Source organism: Methyloradius palustris, assembly GCF_019703875.1.
Lineage (GTDB): Bacteria > Pseudomonadota > Gammaproteobacteria > Burkholderiales > Methylophilaceae > Methyloradius > Methyloradius palustris.
Genome location: NZ_AP024110.1, coordinates 1,551,083 through 1,569,698 on the forward strand (window position 1 = coordinate 1,551,083; position 18,616 = coordinate 1,569,698).

Consider the following 18,616-nt stretch of genomic DNA (forward strand, 5'->3'; position numbering starts at 1 on the left):
TACTCCTCATTTAGAGATTGACATTGCATCGATGCCAATCTAGCCTCTACGAGCCATTTGTATGTATTGCCTATACAAGTCATTATAGACAGGATAATCAATGCTAATCTAGCTAAATTCATCGCTGTCGTAAAAATATTTGAGATTCAATATTGTGGAAAAATCCCTACAAAACGAGCACGTATCTAAAATTCTTAACGCAAAGGATTATGATCCTTTTGCTTATCTTGGTTTGCACCAGAATTCAGGCACACACCAGAATTTGGATCAAAAAACTGGCAAGCACATCTTTCGTGCGTTTTTGCCACACGCTTCAAAAGTGTGGATTAAAACTGTGCAAGACTGGCAGCCACTGGTCAAAATCCATGCCGACGGCTTATTCGAATTAAACACAAATATTGAACCTGACAGACCTTGCTTGCTGAAAATTGAACAAGGTGACGTCACTTATGAGCAACATGATGTCTATTCGTTCCCACCCTCTTTATCTAACGACGATTTATATTTGTTCGCAGGCGGGCGACTAAAGCAAGCCTATAAGACATTTGGCGCCCATGCATTTCAATTACTTGGGGTAAACGGGGTGCGCTTTGTTGTGTGGGCACCCAATGCCGAGCGCGTCAGCGTAGTTGGCGACTTTAATCGCTGGGATGGTCGCATGCATCCCATGCGCATGCATGGCTCTAGCGGCGTTTGGGAAATATTTATCCCGCTATCGCAGCCTGGCGTGCATTCTGAGGCGCTATACAAGTTTGAGATTCGCAATCGTCATACAGGGCAAGTGGTAGTTAAAACCGACCCTTATGGCCTGAGTTTTGAGCTGCGGCCTGGCACTGCCTCTAAAATCACACTATCTGGGCAACACAAGTGGCAAGACCAAGCTTGGCTGGAGAAGCGTGGCAATGCTGACTGGCTACACGCACCATTTAACTGCTATGAAGTGCATTTAGGCTCATGGAAACGTAATGCTGATGGCGACTTCCTGAGTTATCGAGAATCTGCAGATCAGCTTGTGGCTTATGCCAGTGACATGGGCTATACCCATCTTGAACTGCTGCCGATCACAGAACATCCACTGAACGAATCATGGGGCTACCAGACCACAGGCTATTTTGCGCCCACCAATCGTTTCGGTGCACCTGATGATTTCCGTTATTTTATTGACTGCTGCCACCAGGCCAATATAGGCGTTATTCTTGATTGGGTGCCTGGGCACTTTCCTAAAGATAGCTGGGCATTAGCCAAATTCGATGGCACGGCACTATATGAGCACCCTGACCCACGCCTCGGTGAGCACCAAGACTGGGGCACCTATATTTTCAATTACGGGCGCAATGAAGTCCGTAACTTTTTATTAGCAAACGCCTATTACTGGCTGTCAGAATTTCACATTGATGGCTTGCGTGTAGATGCCGTAGCCTCAATGATTTATTTGGATTACTCACGCAAGCATGGTGAATGGCAACCCAACAAATTCGGCGGACGTGAATATCTTGAAGCGATTGATTTTCTCAAGCAGCTCAACCTCATGGTGCATGAAGATTTCCCTGGTGCATTAACGATTGCTGAAGAGTCAACGGCTTACCCCATGGTATCTCGCCCTGTGTATATGGGCGGCATGGGTTTCTCCATGAAATGGAACATGGGATGGATGAACGACACCTTAAGTTATATCAAAAATGATCCGATTTACCGTCGATACCAACACAACAAACTGACTTTCGGGCAGGTATATGCCTACACCGAGAATTTTGTATTGCCGTTTTCACATGATGAAGTCGTACACGGCAAACATTCCCTGCTCGATAAAATGCCAGGCGATGCATGGCAGAAGTTTGCCAACGTTAGGCTGTTGCTGACCTACCAAATGACTAGCCCAGGCAAAAAACTCAATTTCATGGGCAATGAGTTTGCGCAAGGCCGAGAGTGGAATGAAAATGCCTCACTAGACTGGCATCTGCTTGATACGCCTTGGCATCAGGGCATTAAGTTGATGCAACATGACCTCAATCATCTGTATAAGAATCTGCCAGCACTGTACGACCAGGATTTTGAATCTGATGGCTTCAGATGGATAGACTGCGATGACGCTGCGCAGTCTATCCTCAGCTTTGTGCGCAAAGCACGCGATGGCAGCTTTGTGATTGTTGTGATCAACTTCACCCCTGTGCCTAGAAGCCAATATCGTATAGGTGTACCCGCAAAAGGCGAATACAAAACCATATTCAATAGCGATGCTGAATATTATGGCGGTAGTAACTTTGGTGATGGCAGCTTGCTAAAAAGTGAAGCAAACAACTGGATGGGCTATAATCATATCATCAGATTGAATTTACCGCCGTTGGCTGGCATTATTCTGCAAGCAGAAAATGTAAAGTTTTAAAATAGCGCTCTTCTCATTAACAAATAGCAGTCATTAACCGATAGCTCAGGCCGATTAAATTAGCATGCCAAACCCAACAACACTGCCTGTATGGCAAAAACTCTGCGCTCATTATCAAGAAATCCTCCCGCAACATATGCGGGATTTATTTGCCCAGAACCCTAAGCGATTCGAAGAGTTTTCCCTTGAATCTACAGGTTTATTGTTCGACTACTCCAAACATCGCATTACGCATGAAACCATGGGGCTATTATTTGAGTTAGCCCGTGAAGCCAACATTGAGTCCTGGCGTGACCGCATGTTTTCTGGTGAGAAAATCAATTTCACGGAAAAACGGGCTGTACTGCATACAGCACTGCGTAACCGCAGCAACAAGCCTGTATTGGTAGACGGAAAAGACGTCATGCCTGAAGTCAATCGCGTACTGCAGCAGATGCGTAGCTTCAGTGAACGTGTGCGCAGTGGCCAGTGGCTAGGTTATACAGGCAAGAAGATTACCGACATCGTAAACATCGGTATCGGCGGCTCTGATTTGGGTCCTGTCATGGTGTGTGACGCACTAAAACCATATGCCAGCAAAGACATTCGAGCGCATTTCGTATCAAATATTGATGGCGCACATTTAATTCGCGCCTTGGAACAATGCAACCCAGAAACTACGCTATTCATCGTAGCCTCTAAAACATTCACCACTCAAGAAACCATGACCAATGCGCAATCAGCACGCAAATGGTTTTTACAAAGCGCAGTAGATCAAGCGCATGTAGCCAAACATTTCGTCGCCCTCTCGACCAACGCAAAAGCGGTCAGTGAGTTTGGTATTGATACCGCCAATATGTTCGAGTTCTGGGATTGGGTAGGCGGTCGTTACTCACTATGGTCTGCGATTGGATTGTCTATCGCCATCTATGTTGGCATGGATAACTTTGAAGATTTACTCGCTGGTGGCCACGAGATGGATGAGCACTTCAAAACTGCGCCGCTCGAGCAAAGCTTGCCCGTCATCATGGCCTTAATCGGCATCTGGTATAACAATTTCTTCCATGTCGATACCACAGCCATACTGCCCTACGATCAAGGCATGGCACGCTTTCCAGCATATCTGCAACAGGCAGATATGGAGAGTGATGGTAAGTTCATCGACCGTGAAGGCAAACGTGTTAACTACAAAACAGGCTCTGTCATCTGGGGCGAAGCTGGCACCAATGGTCAACATGCGTTCTATCAGTTGATTCATCAAGGCACGCAAATCATCCCATGCGACTTTTTGATGCCCATGCATAGCCACTATAAAGTGGGTACCAACGGCAATACGCACCACAAAATCTTGCTGGCTAACTTTTTAGCGCAAACACAATCCTTAATGCTTGGCAAAACTACAGAGCAAGCACGTGCAGAGCTAGAAAAACAAGGATTGAGCGGAGAAGCATTAGAAACATTGTTGCCGCACAAAACCTTTGAAGGCAATCGCCCTACCACTTCGATTCTGTTCGACACGTTGACCCCAAACACACTGGGCAAGTTAATTGCACTCTACGAGCACAAGATTTTTGTGCAAGGCATGATCTGGAACATTAATTCGTTCGATCAATGGGGAGTAGAATACGGTAAGCAGATTGCGCAGGAGATATTGCCGCAACTGACCTCTGCTGACGTAGTCACTGATTTTGACAGCTCAACCAATGGCTTGATCAACTACACAAAGTCTCACCAGATTTAATTAGCTGATGTAATAAAGCAAAAAGCCTTAAGCAATATTGCTCAAGGCTTTTTTAGTTATTACTGGGTACGTTTAATGTAACTTCATGCTGCCCAAAAAGCTGCCGCTCATCACAGCATTGGTCATCGAAGCGCCGATGCGTTTGGCAAACTTATCAGCAAAGCCTTCGTGGGTAGTAAAGTCCACAATGTTGTCTTGTTTAATCACTTCACGCGCCACATATTCAGTGCTGCCGTAACCATCAGCCAATCCAAGTTCAATACTGGTCTCACCACTCCAGAACAGACCTGAGAATATCTCTGGTGTTTCTTTCAAGCGACTACCACGGCCTTCACGTACGACTGCAATAAATTGGTCGTGGATTTGATCCAGCATCTTCTGGGCAAATTCTTTGTGCTTAGGATTCACTGGTGAGAATGGGTCAAGTATTGCCTTGTTTTCTCCAGACGTCAGCAATCTACGCTCAACACCGACTTTATCCATAATGCCTGTAAAACCAAAACCATCCATCAATACGCCGATTGAACCAACAATGCTGGCCTTATCCACATAAATCTTGTCTGCAGCCACAGCGATGTAATACCCGCCAGAGGCGCATATATCTTCAACCACGGCGTAGATAGGAACAGTCGGGTGCAATTTACGCTGACGCTTGATTTCGTCATTAATCATACCGGCCTGTACAGGGCTACCACCAGGGCTGTTAATTCGTAAAATCACGCCCTTGGTATGTTTATTTTCATAGGCAGACTGCAGGCTGGAAATCACATTTTCCGCGTTGACTTCATCACCACTGCCAATCACGCCTTGAATATCAATCACCGCGGTATGGTCGGTTTTAGTGCCTGAATCGCTGCCGATCCAATCCATTGCGTAGAAAAAGAGTAGGAACAGGTATAAAAATCCGAGGGATTTAAAGAATATCCCCCAACGTCTTCTGGTTTTTTGCTCACGCAAAGAGGCAAAAGCCAGTTTTTCCAATGTTTGACGTTGCCATTCAGATTCTCGTGCGCTTGTATCGTTATCAGACATGCTTTACTTTCTTTGATATAACTTGTTGTTTAGTAAAATTTTTACGACTTAAAATCCTACATTAAATCGGTTATTAATAGAATCAACATCTAATAGGATATTCCCATTCTCTTCAGACACATTGAGTTTTTGCAATCTTTTACCTTTGCATGGACCCATCACGCAATGGCCTGTTTGAGGCTGATAATGCGCGCCATGTGTTGCACAGAGAAGATAATCCTTACCTAAATCAAAAAAATCACCTTCATTCCAGTCCAACTCAATCGGCACATGTGCACATTGGTTCACATAGGCATAAACTTGATTATCAAACCGCACGACAAAACCACTCACATGCTCACCCAATTCTGGCAGGTCAAAAAGCAAGCCATGCGTGCGCTCTTCAAGCGCGGCACTTTGGGCAATTATGCGTGTGTGGTCAGCCATTGATTGACCTTGTGAAACTCATCAAAATGCGCCAGTGGCTTAAATGGTAAAAGGCTATTTAATGGGTGGGCGCCATACGTCACACCAAGGCTAGCCACCCCTGCATTCTCAGCCATTTGCAAATCAAAACTAGTGTCGCCGATCATTAGGGTGCGATCTGGCGTTGCATCCAACACGTCCATTAGCTGTAATAGCATTTCAGGGTGGGGTTTGGAGTGGCATTCATCCACACAGCGCGTCGCGCCGAAATATTGACCCAAACCACTATTGATCAAAGCGCGATTCAATCCGCCTCTGCCTTTGCCTGTGGCCACACCAAGTTTGAAACCTTGGGCATGCAGTACAGGGATGGCTTCAGCCACACCATCGAACAACACAATCTGGTTCTCACCCGCGTTGTAATGCACGTTGTACCTAGCGACCAGTGCTTGCAGTTTTTCCTCTGGAATTTCACCAACTAAGCGGATTAGCGCTTCGCGCAAACCAAGGCCGATAATGCCTTTCACTGCTTCTTCGGTAGGTTGTGGCAAGCCAACCTCAAGGCTGGCATTGCGGATTGCGTTGATGATGAGTTGGTTAGAGTTGGCGACTGTACCATCCCAGTCAAATACTATTAAATCGAATCTTTTAGGCATTATTCTGAGCTATTTCTTTACTTAAGTTTTTATCGAGAATTTGAATAAATTTGACTAACTCTGGTGGCAAAGGTGCTACCAGCTTGAGCTTTTCATTATTCAGCGGGTGGCGAATGCTGGTGACTTCAGAATGCAGAAACATACGTTTCAACCCCCGCTTGTGCAGCACCTTGTTAAAAGCAAAATCACCGTATTTAGGGTCGCCAGCAATAGGAAAGCCAAGATGCGCCAGTTGCACACGCAATTGGTGGGTGCGCCCTGTAATCAATTGCGCCTCTAGCAAGGTAAATTCACCATAGCTTTTGCGCAAATGAAAGATTGTTTCAGATTCTTGGCCATCATCCTGAACAGAAACACGGCGCTCTCCATTGGGCAGTACATACTTCTGTAGCGGCAATACGACACGCTTCTTTTTTTCGGTCCAGTCGCCATGCACTAACATTACATAGCGCTTATCCATGTAGTTGCCACGCATGGCTTCGTGCAGGGCAACCAAGGCACTACGTTTTTTAGCCAGCATCAATACGCCAGAAGTCTCTCTATCCAAGCGATGCACCAACTCCAGAAACTTGGCATGCGGCCGCTCTAACCTGAGCTGCTCGATCACGCCACGACTGATACCACTGCCACCATGCACCGCAAACCCTTCTGGCTTGTCAATCACCAGCATGGCGTCGTCTTCAAAAATGATGGATTGCTCAAATTTGGGGGTAATGTTTTTAGGGCTGACCACATCTTCTACTGTGGCGCTGGTACGAATTGGGGGCACCCTGACCAGATCATCCATGGCCAAACGATAAGTAGCATCAATTCGTTTTTTATTTACGCGTACTTCACCGCTGCGCAAAATGCGGTAAATATGGCTTTTTGGTACACCTTTCAGCGTTTTGCACAAAAAATTATCAATGCGCTGCCCTGCTCCACCCTCATCCACCGTAATCATTGCTGCACTTGCGTCACTGATTACGTTACTAATTTTGCTTAAATTTATCATCTCGCCTATACTACATAACTCTTGAACTAAATGCGCTAAGCGCTTATTCAAGAATTGATTGTTCTCTGAAAAAATACCTTGGTTAATCTCGCTCGCCAAACAAAATATGTAGCGATTTTTGTAACAAACTAATTGCGCTCAAGCCGCTGCAGCAAGTTTTGCAAATATTAATGTTTGCAACATAAAGCAGGGCAAGGATTTGCTGGAAATACTGAATTTTAGCCGATAATTACGGTTAATCCGAATTAGAATTAACTAACAGAATAAACGCACTGGGGATTTAACCAAACAGCTCACGAGAAATTCGTTAACCAATTCAAGCTGATACCAATATTTGGTATCAGTATTTTCTAAAGTAGCACTCACTGAATTAGCCTTAATGGCGATGATTATTAATGATGGTTGTTAATAAGGGTGCACTAAAAGAAATAGGTCATAAAGATGGCCAAGCTGTTGATGAAACACCCTAAACATGCAATCTGTAAAAGTAAAATTTAGAAGCTAGCAAGCCCTCCCTGTAGCCTGAATCAGGATGCAAGAACCCGCTATGAGCGCGGGAGCCTTAAATGAAACGCATGTTATTTAATGCAACGCAATCTGAAGAGTTGCGCGTTGCCATTGTCGATGGACAAAAACTGATTGACCTTGATATTGAATCCGCTGGTAAAGAACAGCGCAAAAGCAATATCTACAAAGGCATCATCACCCGTATTGAACCCTCCCTTGAAGCCGCATTCGTTAACTACGGCACTGATAGACACGGATTTTTGCCATTTAAAGAAGTGGCTCGCGCCTACTTTTTAAATAATGTAGATGGTGGCCGCGCCCGTATTCAGGACGTATTAAAAGAAGGCCAGGAACTCATTGTTCAGGTTGATAAAGATGAACGCGGCAATAAAGGCGCAGCGCTCACCACTTTTATCTCACTGGCTGGCCGCTATCTAGTCCTGATGCCAAATAACCCTCGTGGTGGTGGTGTTTCACGTCGTATCGAAGGTGAAGATCGCAATGAATTGCGCGATGTCATGGCGCAACTTGAAGTACCTAACGGCATGAGCATCATTGCCCGTACCGCAGGTATTGGCCGCAACTTTGAAGAACTGCAATGGGATTTAAATTACCTGTTGCAACTGTGGACTGCGATTGAAGGTGCATCCACCATGCAAAGCGGCCCTTTCCTGATCTATCAGGAAGGCAGCTTGGTGATTCGCGCTATCCGCGACTACTTCCAGCCTGATATTGGCGAAATCCTGATTGATACGCCTGATATTCACGAACAAGCCATTCAGTTCATGAATCACGTGATGCCTGGCAATGTGCCACGCGTCAAACTCTATAGCGATGAAATTCCATTATTCTCACGCTTCCAGATTGAGCACCAGATCGAAACTGCATTCTCTCGTGAAGTACGCTTACCTTCTGGCGGTGCCATTGTGATTGACCATACTGAAGCCCTGGTTTCAGTGGACGTTAACTCAGGCCGCTCTACCAAGGGTGCCGATATTGAGCAAACTGCGTTCAATACCAACCTTGAAGCCGCGGAAGAAGTCGCTCGCCAGTTACGTTTGCGTGACTTGGGTGGTTTGGTTGTCATCGACTTTATTGACATGGAAAACCAGCGCAACCAGCGTGATGTTGAAAATCGCCTACGTGACGCCCTGCATTACGACCGTGCACGTGTACAAACCGGCAAGATTTCACGCTTTGGTCTATTAGAGCTGTCACGTCAGCGCTTACGCCCTAGCTTGGGTGAATCTAACCATATTCCATGTCCGCGCTGCCATGGGACTGGTCATATCCGCGGCATAGAATCTACAGCCCTGCACATTTTGCGCATTACGCAAGAAGAAGCCATGAAAGAAAACAGCGCCATCATTCAGGTTCAATTGCCTGTTGAGGCTGCGACTTTCCTGCTGAATGAAAAACGTGCGGATATCCATAAGATTGAAGAACGTATGGGCGTACAAGTGGTGTTGATCCCTAATATCCACATGGAAACGCCTAACTACAATATCGTGCGCATTCGCCATGATGACGTGACGGAAGAAACCTCACGCGCCAGCTACGAAATGGTTGAGCTACCAAGCGAAACTGAAGAAACTGCTGCCAACAAGCAAGAAGCTAAACCAGTGCGTGTTGAAGCTGCTGTTAAAGGTATTACACCTGCATCTCCTGCGCCAACTATTGCTGAAAAAATCATTCCGGCAGTGTCACTCTTCGCCCGTATCAAGAACTGGTTTGGTACTACACCAGCTACCGTTGAAGAAACACAGGCTGAAACTAATAGAACACGTGACGCCAACCGCAACAACAGAGGTGGCCGCAATAACCGCAATAACCGCAATGGCCGCAGTAACGAGCGCACTGGTAATGATCGTAATGGTGCTGAACGTACTAATGCTGACCGCGCACCAAACCAACGGCCTGCTGCGGATCGCCCAGAGCGCAATGCGGGGAATCAAGACAGAAACCAGCAACGCAACCAGGAACCGCGCCAGAATCAGAACCCACGTTCTGAAAACCAGCGCCCTGAAAGAGTTGAGCGTGAAAAAGCGCCACAGAATGCTCAAGCTAACGTGCAAACGCCCGCACCTACTGAGTCAGGTGAGCAGCCTCAACAACAAACACGTTCTGGACGTCGTGGTCGTAATGGTCGTCGTGATCGCACACCACGTCCTGAAAACCAGCAGCGTGATAGTCAGACGCAAATGGCCTTTGAACCAAATGCCATTGAAGCTCCAAATGTCGTTGAAGCTGCTGCACCTACGACTGTTGCGAATTCAGTGCCTGAGTATCAAGGTAATGTAGAAGCCGTACTGAATACCATTACGCAAGATAACAATATTGTTGAGACCAAGGTTTCTGAAGTGACAATCGTTGAAACTCCTGTAACTCAGGCGAAAGTCGATGCGGGCACTAATGATGTAGCTTCAAAAAGTACAACCGCAGAAAAATCAGAACCAGCGATTGCAATTGAAGCAGATCAGGCCGAAGCAACTAATGCTGATGAAAAATCAGATAAGAAGCCACGTAATCCGCGCCGTCGCAAGCCTGCTCAGGCCAAACCAGTTGACCTTGCCGCAAGTGGCTTGCAATTGGTAGAAACCAAAGCTGATAACATTCAAGTCACTGCGGCTCCAGTAGCGCAAGAGACAGCGAAAAAACCACGTAAATCAGCAGCATGGCAACAAAAAGCTGCTGAAGGCAGCCAGGATGAGCCATTGGTGATTGTACAAACACAGAAGTAAGGTAGTGTAATAATAGCAAGAAGAACAAAAGCCCTAGTTACCTAGGGCTTTTGTTTTTGATAACTGTGTCAATGGATTACAACAACATAAGATCAAACCATTCAAACATGCAAAAAGAATTCATCTTGACCGAAGCGCTAACAACCTTACACAAGGTATTTGGTTACAGTGAGTTTCGCGGCAAGCAGCAAGCTGTAGTCGAGCATGTTTGCTCGGGTGGTGATGCATTGGTATTGATGCCTACAGGCGGCGGTAAATCTTTATGCTATCAGCTACCTGCCCTATTGCGTGATGGCTTGGCCATTGTAGTTTCCCCCCTCATAGCCCTGATGCAAAACCAGGTAGAGGCCTTGCAGCAACTAGGTATTGAAGCCGCTTATCTAAACTCGAGCCTGAATGCAGAAGAAACCCAGCGCATAACTTCGCAGGTGCTTGCAGGCCAGACCAAGATTTTATATGTGGCGCCTGAGCGCTTGATGGTTAATAGCTTTTTAAGCCTGTTACAGCAAGTCGATACTCATGTGCGCCTCGCGCTGTTTGCTATTGATGAGGCCCATTGCGTATCGCAATGGGGGCATGATTTTCGGCCTGAATATCGCCAGCTCACTATCCTGCATGATCGGTTTCCGCATGTGCCACGCATCGCCCTAACAGCCACAGCAGATGCGCCTACCCGTGCAGAGATTGTAGAGCAGTTATCGCTCGAAAATGCAGAGCAGTTCGTTTCCAGTTTTGACCGTCCCAATATTCGATACCGCATCACCCAGAAAAACAATGCACGGCAACAGTTACTGCATTTTCTTGAAACAGAACATTCTGATGATGCGGGTATCGTCTATTGCCTGTCACGTAAAAAAGTAGAAGAGACTGCAGCCTGGCTGAAAGACCAAGGCTGGAAAGCCCTGCCCTATCACGCAGGCCTCGATAGCAAAATACGTGAAGCCAACCAGCGCAAGTTTTTGCAGGAGGAAGGCGTCGTTATGGTTGCGACCGTAGCTTTCGGCATGGGCATAGATAAACCTAACGTGCGCTTCGTGGCGCATCTCGACATACCTAAAAGTATGGAAGGCTATTATCAGGAGACGGGGCGTGCTGGGCGTGATGGCTTGGGTGCCAATGCGTGGATGACCTATGGATTAGGCGATGTAGTCTCCATGCGCCAGATGCTGGATTCTGGCGATGCGCCAGAAGAACGCAAACGCGTAGAACGACAAAAGCTTGATGCCCTACTTGGCTTCTGCGAATCCACTAGCTGTCGCCACCAGACCTTGTTACGTTATTTCGGCGAGGAGCATCCTGGTGATTGTGGTCAATGCGATAACTGCCTGACCCCTGTGGATACTTGGGACGCCACACAAGCCTCACAAATGGCGCTCTCTTGCGTGTATCGCACAGGACAACGCTTTGGCGTAGTGCATTTAATTGATGTGTTACTTGGCAAGAACACGCCAAGAATTGAGCAATTCGGCCATCAGCAACTGAGCACGTTTGGTATAGGCAAGGCTTTAACTCAAACTCAGTGGAGCAGCATCTTTCGGCAATTGGTCGCAGTTGGATTTCTTGAATCAGACATTACGTCTTATGGGGGACTAAAGCTGACCGAATTAGCAAAACCAGTATTGCGCAGCGAGCAGGAAGTCTGGTTAAGACGAGATGTTGAAGTTACCCAAAGAAAAACCAGCAAGGCCGAGCGTGCGTCACGCAGCAAAGAAGCTTACGCAGGCGCTAATGAAGATCCACTGTGGCAAGCACTCAAAGATAAAAGAATGGAGCTGGCAAAAGAGCAAGGCGTGCCTCCTTACCTGATTTTCCATGATAGTACCTTACTGGAAATACTAAACCAGAAACCACAAACGCTGGACGATCTGGCAAAGATCAGTGGTGTTGGTCAGGCTAAATTACTGCGGTATGGAGATGCATTTCTAGAGGTACTGGCAGATTAGGCAATATTAAAAAATTGCTAGTCACTTACTAAAACTTGGTTGATAAATGCGAGGCATGTATCAACCAAAGAGTGACTTGCTTAGATCAGTTTGACAAGGCCCTTCATCATCATGGCATGGCCAGGGAAAGCACAGAAAAACACATAACTGTCTTGCGCATTCAGTTTGCTGGTCGCGAATTTTGTTGTTGTGCTTTCACCACCACCAATAATTTTAGTAGAGGCAATCACACGTGCATCGCTAGGCTTCAAATAGTTATTATCTGCACCTGCAGCGCTTCCATCTTCAAGCACACCAGCCTGATCTGCTGCTTTTGCCACCACCACATTATGTCCCATGATATTTTTAGCCAATTTGCCTGAATGGCTTAGCTTGATAGTGAACTCTTTACAGCTTTTTTTCACTTCAATCGTTTTGGTGCTGAAAGTCATTGCATCGGTTGCATCAATCGCAACTTCACAATCTGCCGCTTGAGCCTGTGGGGTAACGATTAGGCCGCCAGCTATAAATGCAGTCACTGCGAGCATAGACATTAAGATTTTATGAGCCATGTTATTTCCTTTATATAAACCATTGATATTAATAATCCCAAACCACAAATGGGAATGATTCTCATTATATGCAACTGTTATAGTTCAGGCAATATGTATTGTGCTCAAGGAAAATGAAGGATCAGTTCTAGGAAATTTCGTCTGGCACATCGGCGCCATAGAACTTAGCTTTAAGTTTTTTAAGCTGGTCGCGATAATCGGCTGCTTTTTCAAACTCAAGATTCTTGGCACTATCGTGCATGGCTTTTTCTATGCGCTTGATCTCTTTGAGTATCTGCTTCTCGCTCAACGCTTCGTAGCTGGCTTGGTCTTGTGCGGCTTTGCGTTCACGCTTGGCGTCGTCTATGTCGTACACGCCATCAATAATGTCCTTGATACGCTTAGTCACACCGCGCGGCACAATGCCATTGGCTTCATTAAAAGCCATTTGCTTGATGCGCCTGCGAGATGTCTCATCCATAGCAGCTTTCATTGAGCGCGTGATTCTATTAGCGTAAAAAATCACCTTACCGTTAAGGTTACGTGCCGCACGACCCGATGTTTGAATCAATGAACGCTCTGAACGTAAAAAACCTTCTTTATCGGCATCCAGCACAGCAACCAGTGATACCTCTGGAATATCCAAACCTTCGCGTAACAGATTGATACCAACCAGCACATCAAATTCGCCCAAGCGTAAATCGCGAATAATCTCCACACGCTCAACCGTATCAATATCAGAATGTAGGTAACGTACTTTCACGCCATGCTCAGAGAGATAATCCGTCAAATCTTCCGCCATTCGCTTGGTCAGCGTAGTGGCTAACACACGCTCTTTAACAGCTACGCGCAGCTTGATTTCGGACAGCAGATCATCCACCTGCGTATCTGCAGGTTTAACCGTGATTTCAGGGTCAACCAAACCAGTTGGTCGGGCAACTTGCTCAACCACTTGCTGCGTATGCGCAGCCTCGTAATCAGCAGGTGTTGCTGAAACGAATATGCACTGGCGCATGATCTTTTCAAACTCTTCAAACTTGAGCGGACGATTATCAAGCGCAGATGGCAGGCGGAATCCGTAATCCACCAGGTTTTCTTTACGCGACCTGTCGCCTTTATACATGCCACCTACTTGCGGCACAGTGACGTGGCTTTCATCGATAATCATCAATGCATTTTCAGGCAAGTAATCAATCAACGTAGGTGGTGGATCTCCTGGGTTACGGCCTGATAAATGGCGCGAGTAGTTTTCGATACCCTTGCAGAAGCCAATCTCATTCAACATTTCCAAGTCAAATCGTGTGCGCTGCTCAATACGTTGCGCTTCTACTAGCTTGCCAGTCTTGATATAAAAATCGACACGGTCACGTAGCTCAGCCTTGATCTTTTCCATAGCGCGAATCGTCGTCTCGCGCGGCGTGACATAGTGGCTGGATGGATAAACCGTATAGCGCTGGATTTTCTGGAAAATCTGCCCTGTCAACGGGTCAAACATGGTCAGCGATTCGACTTCATCATCAAACAAAGAAATGCGGATGGCTGTCTCAGAGTTTTCAGCTGGGAATACATCAATCACATCGCCACGCACTCGGAATGCGCCACGCGAAAAATCAAAATCGTTGCGGTCATACTGCATGCCGACCAGCCGCTGAATGATATCGCGTTGCGGAATCTTCTCGCCTTGTGTCAGGTGCAGCACCATGCCGTGGTAATCAGTCGGGTCGCCAATACCGTAAATGGCCGAAACCGTGGCCACGATAATACTGTCTTCACGCTCCAATAATGCCTTGGTAGCAGAGAGACGCATCTGCTCAATATGTTCATTGATGCTGGAATCTTTTTCAATGAACAGATCACGAGAAGGCACATAAGCCTCAGGCTGGTAGTAATCGTAATACGAGACGAAATACTCCACCGAATTGTGCGGAAAAAACTCGCGAAACTCTGAATATAACTGTGCAGCCAGCGTTTTATTGGGCGCCATCACAATCGCTGGGCGGCCGATTCGAGCAATGACATTGGCAATCGTATAAGTCTTACCAGAGCCCGTTACCCCGAGCAAAGTCTGGAATTTCATGCCTTGCTCTATGCCCGCCGTGAGTTTCTCAATGGCTTGCGGCTGGTCGCCTGCGGGCTGGAATGGTTGATGTAGTTTGTACAGACTATTGGGGAAAGTGACGATCATTCAAAGCCTTTGGATTAAGCATTCATTCTAACAGGGCGAGTCGCGAACTTTGCCCATAATTTTAGTGTCTAGGTTAACGTTACATCATAGCTATAAAGCATAGATGGCGGCGCATTGTGCTTAAGCAAGCAGCTAGCCAACATTATTATAATAATGACTGATTTCGAGGAAAACCATGCGATATTTCATCTTGTTTGTAAGCGTTACTAGCCTGCTTTTATCTGCCCTGATTCAGCCAGCAATGGCGTTCGAGCAAGATAAATTAATGGGCTCATTTTTCTCTATCGTATTAGTGCGCGGCTATAACACCAATGGTAGCTTGGCTTATGGGTCGGGCGTGGTGGTTGGTGACAACAAGGTACTCACCAATTGCCACATATTCCGCCAAACCAAAGAGCCTTGGATCTCACGTGGGGATGAAACATTTACCATCAGCGGCATTCAGGCTGATCGCAACCATGATTTATGTCTTTTAACCACAGAAGGCTTGCCAACCAAGCCAGTAGAATTAGGCAGTAGCGAAGGCCTTAAAAAAGGCCAAGAAATCATCGCAATCGGCCATTCTGGCGGCAGCCCTAACCCCATTACTTCAGTTGGCACCATCAAATCCGTTTACCCATTAGATCATGGCAACATCATCCGCAGCACTGCACGATTTGGCTTGGGGGCAAGTGGAAGTGGCCTGTTTGATAACGAAGGTCATTTAATTGGCATCAATACTTTCAAAACCATAGGTCATCACTCCTACTTCTATGCCTTACCGATTGACTGGCTTGCCAGCCTGCAAAACCTGCCCATGGAAAAGAACTTTCTGATTGAAGGCAAAACATTCTGGGAGGCTGAAGAAAGCGATAAACCGTACTTCTTGCAGATTGCTATCCCTGAATTACAAGGCGACTGGGGCAAGCTTGATGAAATTGCCACCAAGTGGATTAAAGCAGAACCCAATAGTACCGAAGCCTGGTATGAAATTGGTTTTGCGCAGGAGAATCTTGGGCAGCAAGATGAAGCCATGAAATCTTATCAAAAAGCAATAGCCATCAACTCATTGAATAGCGACGCTCTATTCAGGATAGGGATGATTGCCTCGAAAAAAGGCGATCAAAAAGAAGTGAACGCCATCAAGCTTGCACTGCAAGATATTGATAAAGATATCGCACAAGAGTTTGACACTGCAATCACCTGCAAAGAGCCCTGCCAATAAGGTTGGATATTGAGCTTAGTGAATCTTTGGGTTGGCAGATAAGCATCTGGATATTAAGAAAAAACTGCAGTTTTTAGTTTCTTATCAGTGGTTTTGCGCGTAAAATCGCATGTTTTTTACCGTACCCTTTGGTTATATAGTCGATATATAGCCAGCCGCCCTAAGGATAGCCATTTTGGAACAGTTCGATATCACCCTCTCAGACCGCGTTCAAACCATCAAAGAATCCCCCACCCTTGCAGTCACAGCACGTGCTGGCAAGCTCAAGGCTGAAGGCAAAGACATCATCGGTCTGGGCGCTGGCGAGCCAGATTTTGATACACCGCAACACATTAAAGATGCCGCCAAGAAAGCCATTGATCGCGGCTTTACCAAATACACCCCTGTTGCAGGTATTCCAGGCCTGAAAAAAGCCATTGTCACCAAATTCAAGAACCAGAATGGCCTCGAATACACAGAAAAAGAAGTTATCGTCGGTGTAGGCGGCAAGCAATGTATTTTCAACCTAGCGCTTGCTGTGCTCAACCCGGGTGATGAAGTCATTGTCCCTGCACCATACTGGGTTTCGTATGCAGATATCGCGCTGGTAGCGGGTGCGAAACCAGTTATTATCCAGTGTGGTATTGAGCAAGGTTTCAAATTACTACCCGCGCAACTTGAAGCGGCGATTACGCCAAAAACTAAGCTGTTCATGATCAACTCACCATCTAACCCTACAGGCTCTGTCTATACCCTGGCAGAATTAAAGGCCTTGGGCGAAGTGTTGAAAAAATACCCGCATGTGCTGGTAGCCACTGATGACATGTATGAACACGTGAACCTCACAGGCGAAAAGTTCTACAACATACTCAATGCAACGCCTGAGTTAAAGCCTCGCTGCATCGTGCTCAATGGTGTATCTAAAGCTTACTCAATGACAGGCTGGCGCATTGGCTATGCCGCTGGCCCTGCCTATATCATCAAGGCCATGGAGATACTGCAATCGCAATCTACCTCCAACCCAACATCTATCTCACAAGTAGCCGCACAAGCCGCGCTTGAAGGCCCGCAAGACTGTATTACACCGATGGTAGAAGCATTCATCGAGCGCCATGAATACGTGGTCAACCGTTTTAACAGCATGCAGGGCTTAAACTGTATTAAAGCAGGCGGTGCATTCTATGCCTTCCCAGATGCACGTGTTGCCATCAGTAACCTGTTCAAAGCAGGCAAGATCAGCACTGAAAACGATATGGCACTCTCAGAATACCTACTTGAAAAAGTGGGCGTAGCTGTGGTGCCAGGCTCTGCATTCGGCGCTGAAGGTTATTTCCGTATTTCGTTCGCCACTTCAATGGAAAACCTGGTGAACGCATTAGATAGAATTGATAGTGCGTTAAGCGTTTAGATATCTAGATCACTGTTTGTAAAATAAAAAGCCAGCATTTGATGCTGGCTTTTTATTTTGAATCTATTGCATGCAAAAACCTTACGCTATACTTTATATGATTAATTCATACAGAAAGTTCTTAACTTTGCTTAAATATGACGCTCGTTTTTACGACGATTATCTAAATCTAAAAATTCCAGGCGTTTTATGGTTGTCGATGATCTATGGTTTAAGACACATCATATTTTTAGCCGCATACAAATTGATGCCAGCAGAAGTGTTATCGACGGATTGGCTTGCTGTTCAACTTAGTCCAGCGCTAATTTTTCTGGATATTCCAGCTTTAATGGTTCTATTATCGACTGGTCACAGATTGCCAGAAGCACATAAGATCATGCGTTTAGTCTGGTTGAACGGTAGAAAGCTGCTTCTATGTTCATACTTGGGCTCAATTTTACTTTTCACATACTTAAATTTTGATTTAATCCAGAAATTCACATTTGAGAATTTAAGCTTGATTTTTAGTGTGCTTATATTTGATATCGTCATTTCACTTTATTTATATAAATCAAATTTAACTAAAGATATATTTAATGAATTTCCTGAGGAAGCAAAAAAATGAAAAGAGCCAGCACCTAGACACTAGCCTTCTCGTATCCGGCTCACCATGAGTGGTTTAAAAATAGAGATGATAGTTCTCAATGTATCAAAGGGTTACGTGAAAACGTAACCCTTTTTTGTTTGGGTTTCAAAAAAAGAAAATTATAAACCCTCTCTTATGTGCGGTATCGAACAGAACACAATCAAATAATCATGTTAAGAAGTAGATGTTGAAAAGCAATTAAGAGCGTAGTTTTCTAAGAGTGCCAATCTATTCAGCCTCATCATCATGAATAAACCGTCGTTCTGACATCCAATATAGCGTATACCTATTCTTGGCTCTCATT

At 45.8% G+C, this 18,616-nt stretch carries 13 protein-coding genes; 7 read left to right on the forward strand and 6 right to left on the reverse strand.

All coding sequences use genetic code 11. The annotated features are described in order from the left end of the window. The first annotated feature begins 154 nt into the window (after positions 1-154). Entirely contained in the window at positions 155-2,383 is a 2,229-nt protein-coding gene (glgB, locus tag ZMTM_RS07520; protein ID WP_221763301.1) for a 1,4-alpha-glucan branching protein GlgB, read from the forward strand. A 64-nt stretch (positions 2,384-2,447) separates the two neighbouring features. After that, entirely contained in the window at positions 2,448-4,103 is a 1,656-nt protein-coding gene (pgi, locus tag ZMTM_RS07525) for a glucose-6-phosphate isomerase (RefSeq protein ID WP_221763302.1), read from the forward strand. A 72-nt stretch (positions 4,104-4,175) separates the two neighbouring features. Here pgi and ZMTM_RS07530 read toward each other — a convergent pair whose 3' ends face one another. From ZMTM_RS07530 to ZMTM_RS07545, 4 genes are read right to left on the reverse strand one after another with little or no spacing between them, the layout of a single operon-like run. Next, on the reverse strand, positions 4,176-5,135 hold the full coding sequence (locus tag ZMTM_RS07530; RefSeq protein ID WP_221763303.1) for a S49 family peptidase: 960 nt from the start codon (positions 5,133-5,135) through the stop codon (positions 4,176-4,178). A 48-nt stretch (positions 5,136-5,183) separates the two neighbouring features. Next, positions 5,184-5,561: a Rieske (2Fe-2S) protein gene (locus ZMTM_RS07535; RefSeq protein WP_221763304.1), complete on the reverse strand. Its 378-nt coding sequence runs from the start codon at positions 5,559-5,561 to the stop codon at positions 5,184-5,186. Further along, positions 5,540-6,196 (reverse strand): HAD-IA family hydrolase, encoded by a 657-nt coding sequence (locus ZMTM_RS07540; RefSeq protein WP_221763305.1) that lies wholly within the window; start codon positions 6,194-6,196, stop codon positions 5,540-5,542. Before ZMTM_RS07540 ends, ZMTM_RS07535 begins: the two co-directional genes overlap by 22 nt. Beyond that, positions 6,189-7,190 carry an RluA family pseudouridine synthase gene (locus ZMTM_RS07545; RefSeq protein WP_221763306.1) on the reverse strand — a complete coding sequence of 334 codons (1,002 nt, stop codon included), beginning with the start codon at positions 7,188-7,190 and terminating at the stop codon, positions 6,189-6,191. The genes ZMTM_RS07540 and ZMTM_RS07545 overlap by 8 nt, the downstream gene beginning before the upstream one ends. Positions 7,191-7,756: 566 nt before the next feature. On the opposite strand from ZMTM_RS07545, the gene ZMTM_RS07550 reads away from it, so the two are divergent. Then, positions 7,757-10,438, forward strand: a complete 2,682-nt coding sequence (locus ZMTM_RS07550; protein ID WP_221763307.1) for an Rne/Rng family ribonuclease — start codon at positions 7,757-7,759, stop codon at positions 10,436-10,438. 125 nt (positions 10,439-10,563) lie between these two features. Then, entirely contained in the window at positions 10,564-12,381 is a 1,818-nt protein-coding gene (recQ, locus tag ZMTM_RS07555; RefSeq protein WP_404804659.1) for a DNA helicase RecQ, read from the forward strand. 80 nt (positions 12,382-12,461) lie between these two features. Here the strand turns inward: recQ and azu are convergent, their stop codons facing one another. Together azu and uvrB are read right to left on the reverse strand one after the other, a co-directional pair. Further along, positions 12,462-12,932: an azurin gene (gene azu / locus ZMTM_RS07560; protein WP_318840474.1), complete on the reverse strand. Its 471-nt coding sequence runs from the start codon at positions 12,930-12,932 to the stop codon at positions 12,462-12,464. 127 nt (positions 12,933-13,059) lie between these two features. After that, positions 13,060-15,096 carry an excinuclease ABC subunit UvrB gene (gene uvrB / locus ZMTM_RS07565; protein WP_221763309.1) on the reverse strand — a complete coding sequence of 679 codons (2,037 nt, stop codon included), beginning with the start codon at positions 15,094-15,096 and terminating at the stop codon, positions 13,060-13,062. Positions 15,097-15,271: 175 nt separating this feature from the next. Here uvrB and ZMTM_RS07570 point away from each other — a divergent pair, with 175 nt between their 5' ends. The 3 genes from ZMTM_RS07570 to ZMTM_RS07580 all read left to right on the forward strand — a co-directional run bounded on the left by ZMTM_RS07570 (position 15,272) and on the right by ZMTM_RS07580 (position 18,291). Beyond that, a complete protein-coding gene (locus ZMTM_RS07570; RefSeq protein ID WP_221763310.1) occupies positions 15,272-16,300 on the forward strand; it encodes a trypsin-like peptidase domain-containing protein in 1,029 nt (342 codons plus the stop codon). Positions 16,301-16,475: 175 nt separating this feature from the next. After that, complete coding sequence (locus tag ZMTM_RS07575) at positions 16,476-17,687, forward strand: pyridoxal phosphate-dependent aminotransferase (RefSeq protein ID WP_225906983.1); 1,212 nt, start codon at positions 16,476-16,478, stop codon at positions 17,685-17,687. A 70-nt stretch (positions 17,688-17,757) separates the two neighbouring features. After that, complete coding sequence (locus ZMTM_RS07580; protein WP_221763311.1) at positions 17,758-18,291, forward strand: DUF2919 family protein; 534 nt, start codon at positions 17,758-17,760, stop codon at positions 18,289-18,291. Positions 18,292-18,616 lie beyond the last annotated feature (325 nt).